The organism is Streptococcus parasanguinis (assembly GCF_040908565.1).
GTDB classification, from domain to species: Bacteria; Bacillota; Bacilli; order Lactobacillales; family Streptococcaceae; genus Streptococcus; species Streptococcus parasanguinis_AC.
On the sequence record NZ_JBDGEA010000012.1, the window covers coordinates 61,475 to 76,932 of the forward strand.

Annotated in this window: 14 protein-coding genes and 1 other annotated feature; of the genes, 1 reads left to right on the forward strand and 13 read right to left on the reverse strand. The window is 42.9% G+C overall.

What is annotated here, in order from left to right:
* Positions 1–53: 53 nt before the first annotated feature.
* The 10 genes from AB5Y61_RS07100 to trpX all read right to left on the reverse strand — a co-directional run bounded on the left by AB5Y61_RS07100 (position 54) and on the right by trpX (position 9,667).
* Positions 54–1,268, reverse strand: coding sequence for an ABC transporter permease (locus AB5Y61_RS07100; RefSeq protein ID WP_368403661.1), 1,215 nt, complete (start codon positions 1,266–1,268; stop codon positions 54–56).
* Positions 1,265–2,158, reverse strand: a complete 894-nt coding sequence (locus AB5Y61_RS07105) for an ABC transporter ATP-binding protein (RefSeq protein ID WP_368403662.1) — start codon at positions 2,156–2,158, stop codon at positions 1,265–1,267. Before AB5Y61_RS07105 ends, AB5Y61_RS07100 begins: the two co-directional genes overlap by 4 nt.
* An 11-nt stretch (positions 2,159–2,169) precedes the next feature.
* Positions 2,170–2,955 (reverse strand): DUF3169 family protein, encoded by a 786-nt coding sequence (locus AB5Y61_RS07110; protein ID WP_368403663.1) that lies wholly within the window; start codon positions 2,953–2,955, stop codon positions 2,170–2,172.
* Between the two features lie 2 nt (positions 2,956–2,957).
* Entirely contained in the window at positions 2,958–3,167 is a 210-nt protein-coding gene (locus AB5Y61_RS07115; protein ID WP_003002675.1) for a helix-turn-helix transcriptional regulator, read from the reverse strand.
* A 13-nt stretch (positions 3,168–3,180) separates the two neighbouring features.
* Positions 3,181–3,489 (reverse strand): hypothetical protein, encoded by a 309-nt coding sequence (locus tag AB5Y61_RS07120; RefSeq protein ID WP_368403673.1) that lies wholly within the window; start codon positions 3,487–3,489, stop codon positions 3,181–3,183.
* 235 nt (positions 3,490–3,724) lie between these two features.
* On the reverse strand, positions 3,725–6,130 hold the full coding sequence (pheT, locus tag AB5Y61_RS07125) for a phenylalanine--tRNA ligase subunit beta (RefSeq protein WP_368403664.1): 2,406 nt from the start codon (positions 6,128–6,130) through the stop codon (positions 3,725–3,727).
* Positions 6,131–6,287: 157 nt separating this feature from the next.
* Positions 6,288–6,803, reverse strand: coding sequence for a GNAT family N-acetyltransferase (locus tag AB5Y61_RS07130; protein WP_368403665.1), 516 nt, complete (start codon positions 6,801–6,803; stop codon positions 6,288–6,290).
* A 2-nt stretch (positions 6,804–6,805) separates the two neighbouring features.
* A complete protein-coding gene (gene pheS, locus AB5Y61_RS07135; RefSeq protein ID WP_368403666.1) occupies positions 6,806–7,852 on the reverse strand; it encodes a phenylalanine--tRNA ligase subunit alpha in 1,047 nt (348 codons plus the stop codon).
* Positions 7,853–8,167: 315 nt separating this feature from the next.
* Positions 8,168–8,587 carry a chromosome partitioning protein ParB gene (locus tag AB5Y61_RS07140; protein WP_368403667.1) on the reverse strand — a complete coding sequence of 140 codons (420 nt, stop codon included), beginning with the start codon at positions 8,585–8,587 and terminating at the stop codon, positions 8,168–8,170.
* Positions 8,588–8,665: 78 nt separating this feature from the next.
* On the reverse strand, positions 8,666–9,667 hold the full coding sequence (gene trpX / locus AB5Y61_RS07145; protein WP_368403668.1) for a tryptophan ABC transporter substrate-binding protein: 1,002 nt from the start codon (positions 9,665–9,667) through the stop codon (positions 8,666–8,668).
* A 134-nt stretch (positions 9,668–9,801) separates the two neighbouring features.
* Positions 9,802–10,034, reverse strand: a binding site (T-box leader).
* A gap of 150 nt (positions 10,035–10,184) precedes the next feature.
* Here trpX and AB5Y61_RS07150 point away from each other — a divergent pair.
* Positions 10,185–11,846 (forward strand): NFACT family protein, encoded by a 1,662-nt coding sequence (locus tag AB5Y61_RS07150; protein ID WP_368403669.1) that lies wholly within the window; start codon positions 10,185–10,187, stop codon positions 11,844–11,846.
* Between the two features lie 488 nt (positions 11,847–12,334).
* On the opposite strand, the gene budA is transcribed toward AB5Y61_RS07150, so the two are convergent.
* From budA to AB5Y61_RS07165, 3 genes are all read right to left on the reverse strand, one after another.
* A complete protein-coding gene (gene budA / locus AB5Y61_RS07155; RefSeq protein WP_049486420.1) occupies positions 12,335–13,051 on the reverse strand; it encodes an acetolactate decarboxylase in 717 nt (238 codons plus the stop codon).
* A 71-nt stretch (positions 13,052–13,122) separates the two neighbouring features.
* Positions 13,123–14,352, reverse strand: coding sequence for a tetratricopeptide repeat protein (locus tag AB5Y61_RS07160; protein ID WP_368403670.1), 1,230 nt, complete (start codon positions 14,350–14,352; stop codon positions 13,123–13,125).
* On the reverse strand, positions 14,342–15,458 hold a 1,117-nt coding region (locus tag AB5Y61_RS07165), incomplete at its 5' end, for an AI-2E family transporter (RefSeq protein WP_368403671.1). The genes AB5Y61_RS07160 and AB5Y61_RS07165, both read right to left, overlap by 11 nt.

The window sequence follows — 15,458 nt, forward strand, 5'->3', positions numbered from 1 at the left end:
AGCAATGATTTCACAGAGCAAAACACCCCCAGTATCCACTGAAGGTGTCTCTTTTAGCGATAACTCAAAGCTTTTTTGACTGTTTTGACCAAGCCTAGGTCATCCGTTTGTAAGATGAGGCTAGAATAGATTTTTCCAATGATCATGGTGCCGAGGAGCGTGAAGGCCAAGGCGATTCCGAATGACCCCCATGACTCAAGTCCACTTGCATAGCCATTGATGGTACGGAATGGCATGAAGAAGGTTGAAATGAATGGAATGTAAGATCCAATCTTCAAAAGAGGAACATCACCTGCGCTACCCAAGGTAGTCACTCCAAAGAATCCAACCATCACCAACATCATCAAAGGAGAGAGGGCCTTCCCTGTATCTTCAGGACGAGCAACTGTTGAGCCTAGGAAAGCTGAGAGAACAACGTACATGAAGATTCCGAGAATGATAAAGAAGAAGGTATTCAAGGAAATGGATTGTCCAATATGTTGAGTAATAGGAGAGTCTGGTGATAAAATATCTTTCACAAGAGGAATAGAATCTCTAAAGATCCAAACGCCTCCTAAGCCTACTGCATAGATACCAATATGGGTAAAAATCACTCCGAAAAGACCAATCATACGAGCATAGAAATAGTGAGTTGCGCGAATGCTTGAGAAGACCACTTCCATGATCTTGGTTCCTTTTTCACTAGCTACCTCTTGAGCAGTGATACTTGAATAAAAGATCAGAATCATGTAGAGAAGAAAACCGATTCCTCCAGCTACCATGGTCTGCACCATTTTCAAGCCTTCTTTCTTCTCATCAATTTTTTCAGTCAATGAGACCTGTTGAGAAAGGGCTGTTAACTGCTCTTGGCTTAAGTTTGCCTTAGAAACATTAAGCATTTGTTGGACCTGACTCAATTTTGCCATGACGATTGATTTGAAATCTTGCTTCATGGCATCCTCACTCTGGTAGCGAGCCTCTAGCTGGCCATCCTTTTCTTCAACTGTGAGGATTCCCTTAATTTCTTCCTCTTTCATGGCCTTCTTAGCTGCTGCTTCATCCTTATAGTCAAAGGTCAAGCCATCGGTTCCTTTCAAGCCTTCCTTGACAGGAGCTTGATCTGTAATCAAGGCAATGTTGCTTTTAGCAGAGGTAGATGAGCCAACGAAGTAGTTTATTCCGATCGTCAATCCAATGAAGAGAAAGGGAGAAAGAACCATCAGGAAAAAGCTCCATGATTTCACTTGGCGTAAATAAGTTTCTTTGATAACAATCAGCATCTGTTTCATACTTCTACTCCTGATTCTAGTTTAAAGATTTCATCAATGGTTGGGGCTTGTTGGTCAAAGGTTGCCAGATAGCGACCCTTGGTCAACTGGTCAAAGAGATCTGGACCTGCTGTCTCATCATCCAATACCAACTTCCATAGACCTTGCTTGGTCATGGTCACCTTGGTCACATGAGGCAATACTTCCAACTCTTCTTTACTGAAGTCATTGGATACGAAGAGACGAGTCTTGCCAAAGCTATTCCGAACTTCTTGTACGGGACCTGAGAGAATCACAGATCCATCACGGATCATAACTAACTCATCACAGAGTTCTTCCACATTGGTCATGACATGGTCCGAGAAGATAATAGTCGCACCGCGTTCTTTTTCTTCAAAGATGACCTGCTTGAGCACTTCTGTATTGACAGGATCCAGTCCACTAAAAGGCTCATCCAAGATGATCAATTTTGGCTCATGGATCATGGTAATAATCAATTGAACCTTTTGTTGATTCCCTTTTGAGAGGCTCTTGATCTTATCGGTTAATTTCCCTTTTACTTGGAGTTTTTCCATCCAGATTGGAAGTTTCTCCTTGACCTCTGCGGTGCTCATTCCTTTCAAAGCAGCCAAATAACGGACTTGCTCATAGATGGTCAACTTAGGCATGAGGCTCCGCTCTTCTGGCAGGTAACCAATTTCCTTATAGGTTTCTTGACTGATTGCTTTGCCATCCAATTGGATATCGCCACTGTAGTCAAGGAAGCGGAGGATACTATGGAAGATGGTGGTCTTCCCTGCTCCGTTCTTCCCGATCAAACCTAAGATGGATCCTTTTTTCGCAGTCAAGTCAATGCCGAACAAGACCTGCTTATTCCCAAAGCTTTTTTCTAAATTTCTAATTTCTAACATGGATGACTCCTTTACTCTTTATAATAACGTTTGGTAATTTTGTATTGTGAAATAAGGATATAAATATAGAGAATGGATACGACGAACAAAGCCAAAAGAATATCCGCCTGGAAGGCGATCCCAATAATTAGGAGAGCAAGGAGAAGGCTCGGCAAGATATAATTGCTTAACTTAATCACCACTTCGAAATTTTCCTCGTAGTTTATCTGTTTTTCTGCCTCATCCATCATACTCATCATAAATTCACGCATTTCCTTGGCATCGGCATTGCGGGGAATCGGTTTCCCGTAAACCAAGTTAAAGGTCTTACGATAGAAGATACCCACTAGGAAAAATAGGACAATCAAGGCAAGAAAAAGATAGAGTATGGTAAAAGGTCCAAAGATAAAAGCCGCAGGTTTATCCAAATACACCAATTGAATATAAAAGATGATAATAAAAAAGTATGGCAAGATCATGATTCCTTTAAAGATGGTCGCTAACCCATACAGTTTTTCCTTCTGGATATCATAGTGATAAGCTTCATCCTCGTCTTCTATATGGAGAATCTTGTAATGAAGTTTACTTACCCGCATCAATAGGATCATCGTGATCATAAACACGACCAAGAATAAAACTACTGAGCCCAAAAGGAGCACCTCTTTACTAAAGAAGGATTGGATTTCTAGGGGCTTTTTGGATCCAAACATCACTGTCAAAAATCCGATGACTCCTCCGATCAAAAAGGAAACTGTGATGATTCCCACATTTCTCCAAAAACGGTAACGATCAGATCGTTCTTGTTGTCGCTTTTTCATTTTTATTCTTCTCCCTCTACTAGACTAAAAACATTCTCCACCGGTTCCTTGAAAATCTGGGCGATGGTGATGGCAATGATAACCGAGGGGGTGTATTCACCCCGCTCCAAGAGACTGATGGACTGGCGCGAGACTCCTGCTAGCTTGGCTAGCTCAGATTGGTTGAGCCCATCACGCGCCCTCAGCTCTTTCAGTCGATTTTTTAAGATCATGGCTTTCGCCCCCTTATAGTTGAATCCCTTGATTATCTTCGATGCGAACTAATTTTGTCTCTCTTTGTTGTTTATTATTCACACGAGTCAGTTTGACCCAATCTTCGTCGATATCCAAAATTTCATACTCGAATCCAACACCACTCACTGTAACAGTGGCCGTTTGGCCTTTCAATTCTTCTAAAAGTCTAGACATGTCTTGATTTCCTTTCACTTGTTTTTCTAATCGTCTAATGCGTTTGTTCAACCTTTTTATCTTCTTTTCTGAGCTTGCATAAAATATAAGCAGAAAAGGGATAAAAATAATCCACACGGCTCCCATAAGAAAACCTCCTCTTATTTCAACTGAAATCATTGTAACACTTCTTTTTCTTTTTGACAAGTATATTTTACAAAAAAATAAAAATATTTGTCAAAAATAGAAAGATGGTTGACATGTATATTTTGAGTACTTAAAGGAATTTCTTTATTTTTATAGGGTTTTAAGGCCTATAACTTGCAAATCCTGGAAGAAAAAAACAGTTGAGAAATTCTCAACTGTTTCATCTTTTTACAATTTAGCGCACTTCTGCGTTTACTTTTTCTTCTAGTGAAGCTTGGATTTTTTCCATGTAGCGTGCGACTTCTTCGTCTGTCAAGCTATCTTCTGGATTTTGGAAGGTCAAGCTGTAGGCCATTGACTTCATGCCAAGTCCTAGTTTTTCACCTGAGAAGACGTCAAAGAGTTTGATAGCTGTCAAACGTTTCACGCCAGCAGCTTGAATGGCATCAACCACCTCTTGGTGAGTCACTTCTGCTTTGAGGAGAAGGGCGATATCACGGCTGACTGCTGGGAATTTAGTAATTTCCACAAAGGCTGCGGCTGGTTGAAGGGCTGCCTCAATAGCAGATAAGTTCAATTCTGCCACATAGGTTTCTGGGATATCATAAGACTTAGCTGTTACAGGATGCACTTGCCCCAAGACCCCAATCACCTGGTCACCAAGTGAGAGCAAGGCTGTACGTCCTGGGTGAAGGCTAGCGATTTCAGAGGTTGCTGTATAAGTCACTTCAAGACCCAAGCGAGCAAAGAGGGCTTCCAAAATTCCCTTAGCATAGAAGAAATCAACTGGAACAGCTGGAGTCTGGAAGTCTTTTTCAGCGACTAAACCAGTCAAGGCAAAGGCAAAGCTGTTGATTTCATTTGGTAAGTCTTCTTTTGGATTACCCGTTTGCTCAAAAACTTTTCCAATCTCGTAAAGAGCCAAGTCTTTGTTCTTACGCGCTACGTTGTAGGCAACTGTATCAAGGATACCAGAAACCATATTTTGACGGAGGACTGAACGGTCCACAGTCATTGGCCACATCAATTCTGTCAAATGACTTGACTGAATCGTAAACTCGACTGCTTTTTCAGGAGTTGTCAGAGCGTAGGTGATGATTTCTGTCAGACCTGCTCCTTCTGCAATGGTACGAACTTGACGGCGGAGTTTTTGTGTCGCAGTCAATTCACCGGCTGTTCCATCATCTTTTGGAAGACTAGTTGGCAAGCGGTCATAACCATAGATACGAGCGATTTCTTCAAAGAGGTCTGCCTCGATAGTGATGTCCCAACGGCGACGTGGAACGCTAACTGTGAAGGCTTCTGCATTTCCAGAAAGGCCAAATCCAAGACGACGGAAGACATCCTCTACATCCGCGTAGGAAAGTTCAGTACCAAGGACACGGTTAACGTCTGCAAGAGTAGAAGAAACTTCTACATCAGATGTATCCAACTGGCCTGCTGAAACGATTCCCTTACGCACTGTCGCGCCAGCCAATTCCGCAATCATGCTTGCTGCTGCATCAAGGGCTTCATTAACGGTTGCCACATTGATGCCTTTTTCAAAGCGAGAAGATGATTCAGAACGAAGGTTGAGACGACCACTTGTCTTACGGATAGATTTGCCATTGAAGACAGCAGCTTCAAGAACGACACGAGTAGACTTTTCAGAGATTTCTGTAGCTTGTCCACCCATGACACCTGCAAGGGCTACTGGTTTGTCAGCAACAGTAATCACTAAATCAGTTGTTTCCAACTCACGCTCTTCCCCATCCAAGGTCACTAATTTCTCACCAGCACGCGCCTCACGCACACGGATGTCATTTCCTTCAAAGGTGTCCAAGTCAAAGGCATGCATTGGTTGACCAAAGTAAAGAAGGATATAGTTGGTCACGTCGACAACATTATTAATCGGACGGATGCCTTCGTTCATGAGGAGGTTTTGCAACCATTGTGGACTTGGTGCGATGGTCACATTGTCCAAGATACGAGCCGCATAGTAGGGTGCCTTGTCTGTGTCAATGCTGACAGAAAGAGCATCTGCTGCAGCTTGGTCTGTTTCTGTTAAACTGAATTCCTTAAAGTTGACTGCCTTGTCATAGATAGCGGCTACTTCGTGCGCTACCCCACGCATAGAAAGAGCATCTGCACGGTTTGGCGTGATAGAAAGTTCGATGATTTCATCATCCAAGTCTAGATAGGAGAAGACTTCCTCACCTGGAATAGCATTTTCTGGCAAGATTTGGATGCCATCTGCAAATTCTTTCGGTACAACGGAGTCAGAAATGCCCAATTCACCAAGTGAACAGATCATCCCGAGTGACTCTAAGCCACGGATTTTCCCTTTTTTAATCTTGTAGTTATCAGCAATGCGAGCACCTGGAAGAGCCACCATAACCTTGATGCCTGCACGCACATTTGGTGCTCCACAGACGATTTGACGGGCTTCTTCTTCACCCACATTGACTTGGCAGACATGAAGATGAGTTTCTGGCACATCTTCACAAGACAAGACTTCTCCGACGACAATTTTTGAGAGACCAGCAGCAGGTGATTCCACACCTTCTACTTCGATCCCTGTTGTTGACATTTTTTCAGCCAACTCTTGTGATGGCACATCAATGTCCACCAATTCTTTTAACCATTTATAACTAACTAACATATGTAAGATACCAAGGGCAATGCTGAAATCTAGATATCTTTCCTAGATCTCCATCCACCCTCGTTTTGATCCTTTCATTTTGTGTTTTCCAGCTCGAGGCTAGCTTAGGTAGGTCCCATAACCTCCCCTTCTCTAGAATAGAAGTTTCTCGTTCCTTCTAGATCAATTTCTTTCTCAACAACCAGTCTGTATCCACGGTATCTCCAGTGATATACTGGTGTTCACTAAATCGTTCAAATCCAAAGCGATAGTAAAAATCTTGCGCCTTAAAATTGCGTTCCCAGACACCTAGCCAAGCCCACTCAAAGCCACGGCTCTTGGCTTGATCCAGCGCAAAGCTAAACATTTCCTTGCCAAAACCAGCCCCATGCCATTCCTTTTTGACATAGATCCGTTGGATCTCAAAGGACTTGTCCATCTCTACTGGTTCCGTCTGCGCTTGCCCCAAGTTGATCTTGAGAAAACCACAGATTTCTTGATCTTCATTGAGGACAAAATAGGTTTCGGATTCTGGATCTAACAGATCCTTCTCAATTTGCTTCAAAGAGAGCACTGTAGAGAAGTAATCTTCCAAATCTTTCTCAACAATATAGGGACCAAAGGTATCCCGGTAGGTTTCCACCTCTAGGTCACGTAAGGTCTGTGCCTGGTCGATTTTTACTCTAACTAACATAATTATTTAAACTGTTCTGAGAAGCGAACATCTCCTTGATAGAAGCCACGGATATCATTGATTCCGTAACGAAGCATAGCCACACGCTCCTGACCAAGTCCAAAGGCAAATCCTGAATAGATTGTTGGGTCAATACCACTCATCTCAAGGACGCGTGGGTGAACCATACCGGCTCCCATGATTTCAATCCAACCAGTTTTCTTACATACGTTACATCCAGCACCACCACATTTGAAGCAAGAGACATCGACCTCAACAGATGGCTCGGTAAATGGGAAGTAAGAAGGACGCAGACGGATTTGGCGTTCTGCACCAAACATCTTTTGCACGATCAACTGAAGCGTTCCTTGGAGGTCTGCCATAGAAATGTTCTTCCCAACGACCAAACCTTCAATCTGATGGAACTGGTGGCTGTGGGTCGCATCATCTGTATCCCGACGGAAAACACGCCCTGGAGAGATCATTTTCAAAGGTCCCTTGCTAAAATCATGTGCATCCATGGCACGCGCCTGTACTGGTGAGGTATGGGTCCGAAGCAAGATTTCTTCTGTGATATAGAAAGTATCCTGCATATCCCGCGCTGGGTGATCTTTAGGCAGATTCATGCGTTCAAAGTTGTAATAGTCTTGCTCTACTTCAAAGCCGTCCACGACTTGGTAGCCCATCCCGATAAAGATATCTTCGATTTCTTCACTGGTTTGGGTCAAGATATGACGGTAACCACTAGCAACCGGACGACCTGGAAGCGTCACATCGATACTTTCACTCGCTAGTTTAGCTTGGACTTTCTTTTCTTCCAAAAGTTTGGTTGTTTCTTCAAAGGCAGCCGTCAAGACATCGCGGGCTTCATTGACGTGTTTCCCGATAACTGGACGCATCTCAGCAGAGATATCTTTCATCCCTTTGAGAATCTCAGTCAGAGATCCTTTTTTCCCAAGGACAGAGACCCGTAGTTCTTGCAATTCTTTTTCATTTTCAGCAGAAATCTGCTTCAAAGCTGCCAGCGTTTCTTCACGAAGCGCTTTTAATTGTTCTTCAATCGTTGACATATTTCCTCCATCATGGTCCCTCTACAGACATAGAAAAAACCACGCGCCAACACCCACATTCGGAGCGTTGACACGCGGTACCATCCGTTTTTTATCCGTAAACCAGACCTTAATTTCTAAATCCTTTACGCAAGTGAATTCACTCAGCTTTCATGCAAAGAGCTTTCAGTCACGGCTCTTCTCCCTGTCGCACTTCCCTTGAGGTACTAGTCTTGCAGATTTCTATTCAATTACTATTTAGTTTATCAGATTTTTAGTTAAAAAACAAGTTAGATGAGACTAATTTCAATAGAAGAAGGAACAGGACGTAATGCATTATCTATTTGCCTGGTCGGTTTCATCTGCTTTCCTTCTCAATAGAAGAGTTGCTGCTTGGTTAAAACCATCACACCAGTTATACCATTTTGCTTCATACTCATCTTGAGGTAAGATACGATGTTTTAAATCCAAAACAGAGGTTATCTTTCTTTCCTCGCAAGCTTGCGCATAGAGAGCATACAATTCATCGCCACCATCTCTATCAAACTCAGCAGAAATCGTATCCCGTCCAGCCAATAAAGCTTGATAAGCCCTGTGATGGCCGTCTGTAATCAAGAAGCCATCTCCAAATGCCAAAATACTAATTGGATCCACTTTGATGATTTCTGCCGACTGATCCAGCATCTGGATAGCTTGTAACTTCTTTTCTGATAAGTATAGTTGGGTCGGATGAAGATCCGTTAGCTTGACTTTCATTTCTTTCTCCTCAAAGATCCCGATTAAAAGACCTATCCAAGCCAAATTCTCCTGCCACTCTTGTGATTCGTTTTCTTTTTATTTAATGACTTGTCCAGCATCTTTCAAGACAGATTCTGGAATAGTAATGCCCAATTCATCTGCGACTTTTTTATTGATGACAGATTTTCCTTGGCTAAAGATTTCTACAGGTGTGTCTGCAGGTTTTTGACCTTTCAGGATTTTCGCAGCCATTTTACCAGTTGCCACTCCAAGATCATGCTGGTCAACAACCACAGATCCTAAACCACCTGCTTCGACCATGGCCGTTGCACTTGGGAAGATTGGTTTTTTAGCATCTTTATTGGCTTCAACAACAGTTGAGAAGGCTGATGCGATGGTATTATCGATTGGAACCCAGATGGCATCGACTTTACCAGTCATGACAGAAACTGTTGAAGCAACTTCGTTTGTTGAAGGTACAGAGTAAGGAACCACCTTGTAGCCTGCTTTTTCAGCCAATTTTGTAAATTCCTCTACTTGAGATTTTGAGTTATCTTCACTGGTTGAGTAAAGAACCCCGATTGTTTTTACGTTTGGAGTCAACTCTTTGATCAATTTCAATTGTTGCTCCGTTGGATTATGGTCAGATACCCCTGTGATATTGCCACCTGGTTTCTTCAAATCTTTAACCAAGTTTGCGCCGACTGGATCGGTTACAGCTCCCATGACGATTGGTTTGTCTTTTGTAGCACTAGCCAAACCTTGAGCTGATGGAGTTGCAATTCCAACCAAAACTTGATTATCTTTTTCTGCCAATTGCTTACTCATGGTTGCAACCTTGTTTTGGTCCCCTTCCGCATTGAGGAAATCAATCTCTACCTTGTCTTTGTCGTAGCCTTCTTCAGCTAGGCCATCTTGAATTCCCTTGTAGATCAGGTCGAGCGAAGGGTGGCTGACCAACTGCAAGACCCCAACTTTAGCCTTTTCATTGCTACTTGCTGCCTTGTTGTCCTTACCTGCTGTAGCTGAATAGATCGCTGTCCCAATGACTGCTGCTGCAATTAATCCAATAATTCCCATTAAGCGTTTATTTTTCATTTTACTACCTCTTCTATTATTTTTTATTCTTTTTTCTTTCGATCAACCTAAAGACTGCGACGCCATCGTTTCTTCATATCTGCTTCTCCCTTCTCATCTAAAACAAAAAACACGCCCACACATAGCAAAAGCTATGTGAGGACGTGTCATCGCGGTGCCACCTCACTTATGGGAAAAGGATAGTCTCCTCCCATATCTCTGTCTTGTCTATCAACAAGTTGCACGATAAGGTGTGCCAACCGAATTTTTATTGTTTCAAATTCATCTCATCATTAGTCCAATTTCATAAACTGCCGCTACCCACTCTCAGCAACCGTGGGCTCTCTTGAAACTTTCATTTACTACTTTTCTAATTTCTTACATTTTAAAGTTTTCTTTCAAAAATGTCAATACTTTTTCAACATTTTTTTGGAAACGTTCGCATTTTCTATTTTATATCGGCTTGCTTCTTTCTGGGATTTCCGGTCTATTTTTGATATAATTTACTAGAATAACAGCTAGAATGATGAGGAATCCCATGTCTTTTGATGGATTTTTTTTACACCATATGGTGCAAGAATTGAAGGCCCAACTCTTGAGTGGTCGCATTCAAAAAATTAACCAACCCTTCGAGCAGGAATTGGTGCTCCAAATCCGAGGTAATCGGAAAAACCAAAAACTTTTGCTCTCTGCCCATTCTGTCTTCGGGCGAATCCAACTAACCCAGACCAACTTTGAAAATCCTGCCTTTCCCAATACCTTTATCATGGTCATGCGCAAATATCTCCAAGGCGCTGTCATTGAAGGAATTGAGCAAATGGAGAACGACCGGATTCTTGAAATCCGTGTCTCCAATAAAAACGAAATTGGAGATGCCATTTCTGTCAGCCTCATGATCGAAATCATGGGCAAGCACAGTAATATTATTCTCCTAGACCGTACCAGCAATAAAATCATCGAAGCCATCAAACATGTCGGCTTCTCACAAAATAGCTACCGGACCATTCTCCCTGGATCAACCTATATTGCACCTCCAAAGACAGATGCGGTCAATCCTTTTACGATTGGAGATGAAGCCCTCTTCGCCCTTCTTCACAAGGAAGAGTTAAGCCCCAAAAACCTTCAAAAATGTTTCCAAGGTTTGGGGCGAGATACAGCTCAAGAATTAGCCAAGCGACTCGAGACAGATGAAAAATTAAAGACCTTCCGTGCCTTTTTCAAAGCACCTTCTGAGCCTCGCCTAACGACCAAATCCTTCTCGGCTATCCCCTTTTCAGATGCGACCAGTCAAACGTTTGAAACACTTTCAGATCTGCTAGATGACTATTACCGAGACAAGGCTGAGCGCGATCGGGTGCAACAACAGGCCAGTGAATTGATCCGCAAGGTCGAAAACGATCTTGAAAAGAACCGGAAAAAATTAGCCAAGCAAGAAGCCGAGTTAGCAGCGACCGACAATGCAGAGGAGTTCCGCCAAAAAGGAGAATTGCTGACAACTTTCCTCCATCAGGTACCAAACGACCAAGACCAGGTTGTCCTGGACAATTACTATACCAACGAACCCATCACAATCCAACTCAACAAGGCTCTGACCCCCAACCAAAATGCCCAACGCTATTTCAAACGCTACCAGAAGTTAAAAGAAGCCGTCAAACATTTGACCATCCTCATTCAAGAAACCAAGGAAACCATTTCTTATCTTGAAACGGTTGAAACGGCCCTTTCTCAAGCGAGCCTGGCTGAGGTGGCAGAGATTCGTGAAGAGCTGATCCAGACCGGCTTTATCAAACGGCGCAATCGAGAAAAAATCCATAAACGGAAAAAACCAGAAAAATACCTGGCTAGTGATGGCAAAACCATCATTTTAGTGGGTCGCAATAATCTGCAAAACGATGAACTGACCTTTAAGATCGCTAAAAAAGACGAACTCTGGTTCCATGCCAAAGATATCCCAGGCAGCCATGTCGTCATTACAGGAAATCTCGATCCGACGGATGAAGTGAAGACCGATGCCGCAGAGTTGGCCGCCTACTATTCCAAGGCCCGTCTCTCAAATCTGGTCCAAGTCGATATGATCGAAGCCAAGAAACTCAATAAACCAACCGGCGGAAAACCAGGCTTTGTTACCTATACCGGCCAGAAGACTCTGCGGGTTACCCCAGAAGAAGAAAAAATCAAAGCCATGAAACTAACAGACTGATTTCAAAAATCATGACCACCCGTCAAACGGGTGGTTTTTTTGTCTCGCACCTAACGGAGCGAGACGGACTGAAAGTCACATTCTAAGTATGTTGAAAAAACAAAATGAGGTATACTTTTAGGCTCATTCAATATATATTGAAACTTTCCGCTGTGAGAAAAGTGCTAGAAACAATCTTGTTTCTAGCACTCGGGAGTTTTGGGAGTAAAACAGTTCGGGGAACTGTTTTAGCCTAAGCCTAGAAATATAAAAGCGAAGGGGGCCAAAACTAATTGAACTCGGGCTGCGGATTGTGTCAAAAAGATAAGTTCTCCTAGAATCAAAAAATTCTGCGTCAAACTTCCTATTTTGACTTTATCCGCAAACGCCCTCTGTATCTTAATTAGTCATGGAACTTCTTTGAAGTTCGCTGACGTCCGTTCTCACCTAAGGAAAGTTTCTTAAATAACATTATCTTCAATACGAAAGGTTGAGCGACGCTCAACCTTTTATTCTGCTTTATTGATGTCTTCTTTGACCTCATCGACATTGAATTTGGCAAAGAGGTACTGACGGTCTTGGACTGGGAAACGTTGATCCAGCTGATCGATAGCCCCCACCTCTACAATCCCTTCTGAGATGACAAAATCCATCACATGGCCACCAAAGGTGTGGTCATCTGAAATAAAGTGCAAATGGTATCCTGCCACACTCACGCCATGGAAAATTTCTGGTGTCCAAAAACCGACGATGGTCCCTGTGACATTTTCCCGTGTATACTCTGGCTGATGGGTTGCAACCTCTGCAAACTTCATCTCTGGTGTTGATTTTGGAATCATACGGACATGCATCTTGACAAAGTCACCACGAATCTTAATGGAGCGAAAAAGATTTTCGCCATCGTAATAAGACTCAATACGAGCTTCCAATTCCTCATCCGTCATTTCAAAGCGTTGACGGAAAATCACTTCTGCTTGGTGAGGAACAACTGCTGCATAAGGAACCTTGGCATCAGGAGAAACTTCGACAATTTCAGGATGGTCGCCTGATCCCTTAGCCTGATAAGCCTTTCCATCTAATACGATCAACTCTCCATCAATAGAATCAAGCGTTCCAACTCCTAGATCCCCATGTTCCAAGAGTTCTCCAATCGTAAATGAACCCCCGTACAGACCCGCCATTAGGGCACCCAAGGTATTGTATTGAAAAAGTTTCACTGGTTCCATGTTTTTCTCTCCTCATTCTATCTTCTACCAGTATACCACAAACTGTTCCGAAACTTCACGATATGGTTTTATTAGAGGCTATCATAGATGGTTTGCATCTGCACATCGTCTGGTACGATCGCCAAATACTGATTGGCCACTTCACGCGCCCTTGTCACATCGCCAGCTTCACGCAACAGATACACATAGGTTTCGAGGAATTCTGGATTGTCCTTCAAGTCCTCATAGAGCTCTTGGTAGGCTGATACGGCTTCTTCTGTTTTCTCTAAGGCAGCCAAAGCACGGGCAATGTTCCAACGGGTGACAACCGTTTCGACTTCTTCATTTTGCCAATCTAAGACTTCGTCAAAACGCTCCTGTTCTAAATAAAGGGTAGTGAGGCGAAGAGCAATCTCTTCGAGATCATCTGCCACTTCTTTAGCTTCCAACAGATAAGTTTCTGCCTGTTCAGGCTGGTGGAGCTCATAAGAAAGCTGAGAGGCAAGGAGCTTCAACTGTGCATCAAATGGATTCTTCTCAATCCCTTGTTTGGCGATTTCAAGCGCTTTTTCACGGTCATTTTCTGCCTGTAAGGCCAAGGCATACCCGTACTCATAGCCTTCAAAATCAGGCGACAAGGTGTCAATTTGTTTGTAGTAGATCAGGGCTTTTTGGTATTCTTCTTGATCAGACAATAAGGTCGCCAATTCGTAGGCAATCTGGTCATCAAACTCAATCTCCAGAGCTTTCTCTAAGAAGGGCACAGCTGCTTCAAACTTACCAAGATTGGCATAGGCAAAACCAATCCGTTGATAGGTAGAGATCCCCGTCGCTTCCAAAATCTCCCGATTGTCCAACTGGGCATACTCTTGGATAGCCTCTTGGTAGCGTTCCAATTCCAGATCAATTTCTGCAAGCCCTAATTGAATGATCGGATCATCAGACAGACTGGCTGCTTCAACTAATTTTTCACGCGCCACATCTGCGAGACCTTCCAGCTGATAGAGATCAGCCTTGACCAAGAGACTGGCTACATACCAGTTAGACTCAGGGCCAATTTCTTCTAAATATGCAAAGGCCTCTTCCGTTTGCCCTTCCTCTGCAAGGATGGTTGCCAAACTCAGATATACTTCTGGATAGGTTTCTGCAATCTGTTCATAAACCTCTTTTGCCTGAGGGTAAAAACCAATACTTTCAAGATATTGACCCAAATCCAATAGTTGCGCTTCACTATCTTCTAACAAGGCTTTTTGAAATTGAACTTCTGCTTCATTTAGCTCTTGCTGATCAAGAGCCTCTACCATTTGTTGACTATGACTCACTCTGTGTTTCCTCTTCTACTTCATTGTGTTCTTCATACAAGCCACTGACGACCTTATACCATTCAAAGACAGCTCCAATAACGACCTTAGCAGACGCATAGACCGGAATACCAAGGAAAACTCCCCAGATTCCAAACATAGATCCTGACGTCAAAAGCACAAATAAAATGGTAATCGGATGGATATTTAACTGGCTTCCCAAAACCAAAGGTGATACGAAACGTCCTTCAATAGTTTGCTCCACTGCAAATACAATTAAGACCTTGATAAACATCTCTGGTCCTGCTACCAAGCCTAAGACTAAAGCAGGTAACATGGCTAAGAAACTACCCAAGTAAGGGATCAAATTCAAGATCCCCGCAGAGATCCCAAGTGTCACCGCATAACGTAAGCCAATGATCTTAAAGAAGAGGATAAACATAATGGCGACGACAATGGCTACCGTAATTTGCCCTCGAACATAATTGGAGAGCTGGGTATTGACATCTGAGAGAACTTGTTCAGCCGATTTACGAATCTTTGTCGGTAAGAAGCGAACAATGTGACCCTTTAAATTTTTTCCATCTCGCAGAAGATAAAAGACAATAAAAGGCATGATGATTAAGGCAACGATGACTTGCGAAGCAACTCCGATCAAGTTGCTGACCAAATTGACAGCCCGCCCAGAGATCGAACTAGCCCAAGAAGTAATGTTTGCAGACAATTCCTTTGTGATCTCATCCAACTGAGGTTTGATATCTGAGGAGACGCGATTGTCTAGAAAATCGTCGATGGTTGCATTGGCCTTCTCCAAATAAGTTGGCAGGTTATGAAAGAAACTCACCACTTGTCGTTGGACAGCTGGAATCACGACAGCCAGACCCCAGATTAAGAGCACTGCAATCAAGAAAAAGACGAAGGAAATCGCAAAAATCCGCTTAAGACCTTTTCTTTCAAGAAAGTCGACAATAGGATTGAGCAAGTAATAGAGCAAACCAGAAATAATGACTGGCAACATGACAGCTCCTGCAAACTCAAAAATCGGAATAAAAATAAAGGTGATCTTACTCAAGACCAAGAGGTTCAGACCCAAGAGCAAGGTAACTAAAAATACGGTAATAGCCTTG

Excerpts from the sequence above, each read along its gene's own strand:
- pheT (WP_368403664.1), bottom strand. The coding sequence starts at position 6,130 with ATGTTAGTTAGTTATAAATGGTTAAAAGAATTGGTGGACATTGATGTG.
- budA (WP_049486420.1), bottom strand. The coding sequence starts at position 13,051 with ATGGAACCAGTGAAACTTTTTCAATACAATACCTTGGGTGCCCTAATG.
- pheS (WP_368403666.1), bottom strand. The coding sequence starts at position 7,852 with ATGTCAACGATTGAAGAACAATTAAAAGCGCTTCGTGAAGAAACGCTG.
- trpX (WP_368403668.1), bottom strand. The coding sequence starts at position 9,667 with ATGAAAAATAAACGCTTAATGGGAATTATTGGATTAATTGCAGCAGCA.
- AB5Y61_RS07115 (WP_003002675.1), bottom strand. The coding sequence starts at position 3,167 with ATGATCTTAAAAAATCGACTGAAAGAGCTGAGGGCGCGTGATGGGCTC.
- AB5Y61_RS07110 (WP_368403663.1), bottom strand. The coding sequence starts at position 2,955 with ATGAAAAAGCGACAACAAGAACGATCTGATCGTTACCGTTTTTGGAGA.
- AB5Y61_RS07140 (WP_368403667.1), bottom strand. The coding sequence starts at position 8,587 with ATGAAAGTCAAGCTAACGGATCTTCATCCGACCCAACTATACTTATCA.
- AB5Y61_RS07105 (WP_368403662.1), bottom strand. The coding sequence starts at position 2,158 with ATGTTAGAAATTAGAAATTTAGAAAAAAGCTTTGGGAATAAGCAGGTC.
- AB5Y61_RS07130 (WP_368403665.1), bottom strand. The coding sequence starts at position 6,803 with ATGTTAGTTAGAGTAAAAATCGACCAGGCACAGACCTTACGTGACCTA.
- AB5Y61_RS07100 (WP_368403661.1), bottom strand. The coding sequence starts at position 1,268 with ATGAAACAGATGCTGATTGTTATCAAAGAAACTTATTTACGCCAAGTG.
- AB5Y61_RS07150 (WP_368403669.1), top strand. The coding sequence starts at position 10,185 with ATGTCTTTTGATGGATTTTTTTTACACCATATGGTGCAAGAATTGAAG.
- AB5Y61_RS07120 (WP_368403673.1), bottom strand. The coding sequence starts at position 3,489 with ATGGGAGCCGTGTGGATTATTTTTATCCCTTTTCTGCTTATATTTTAT.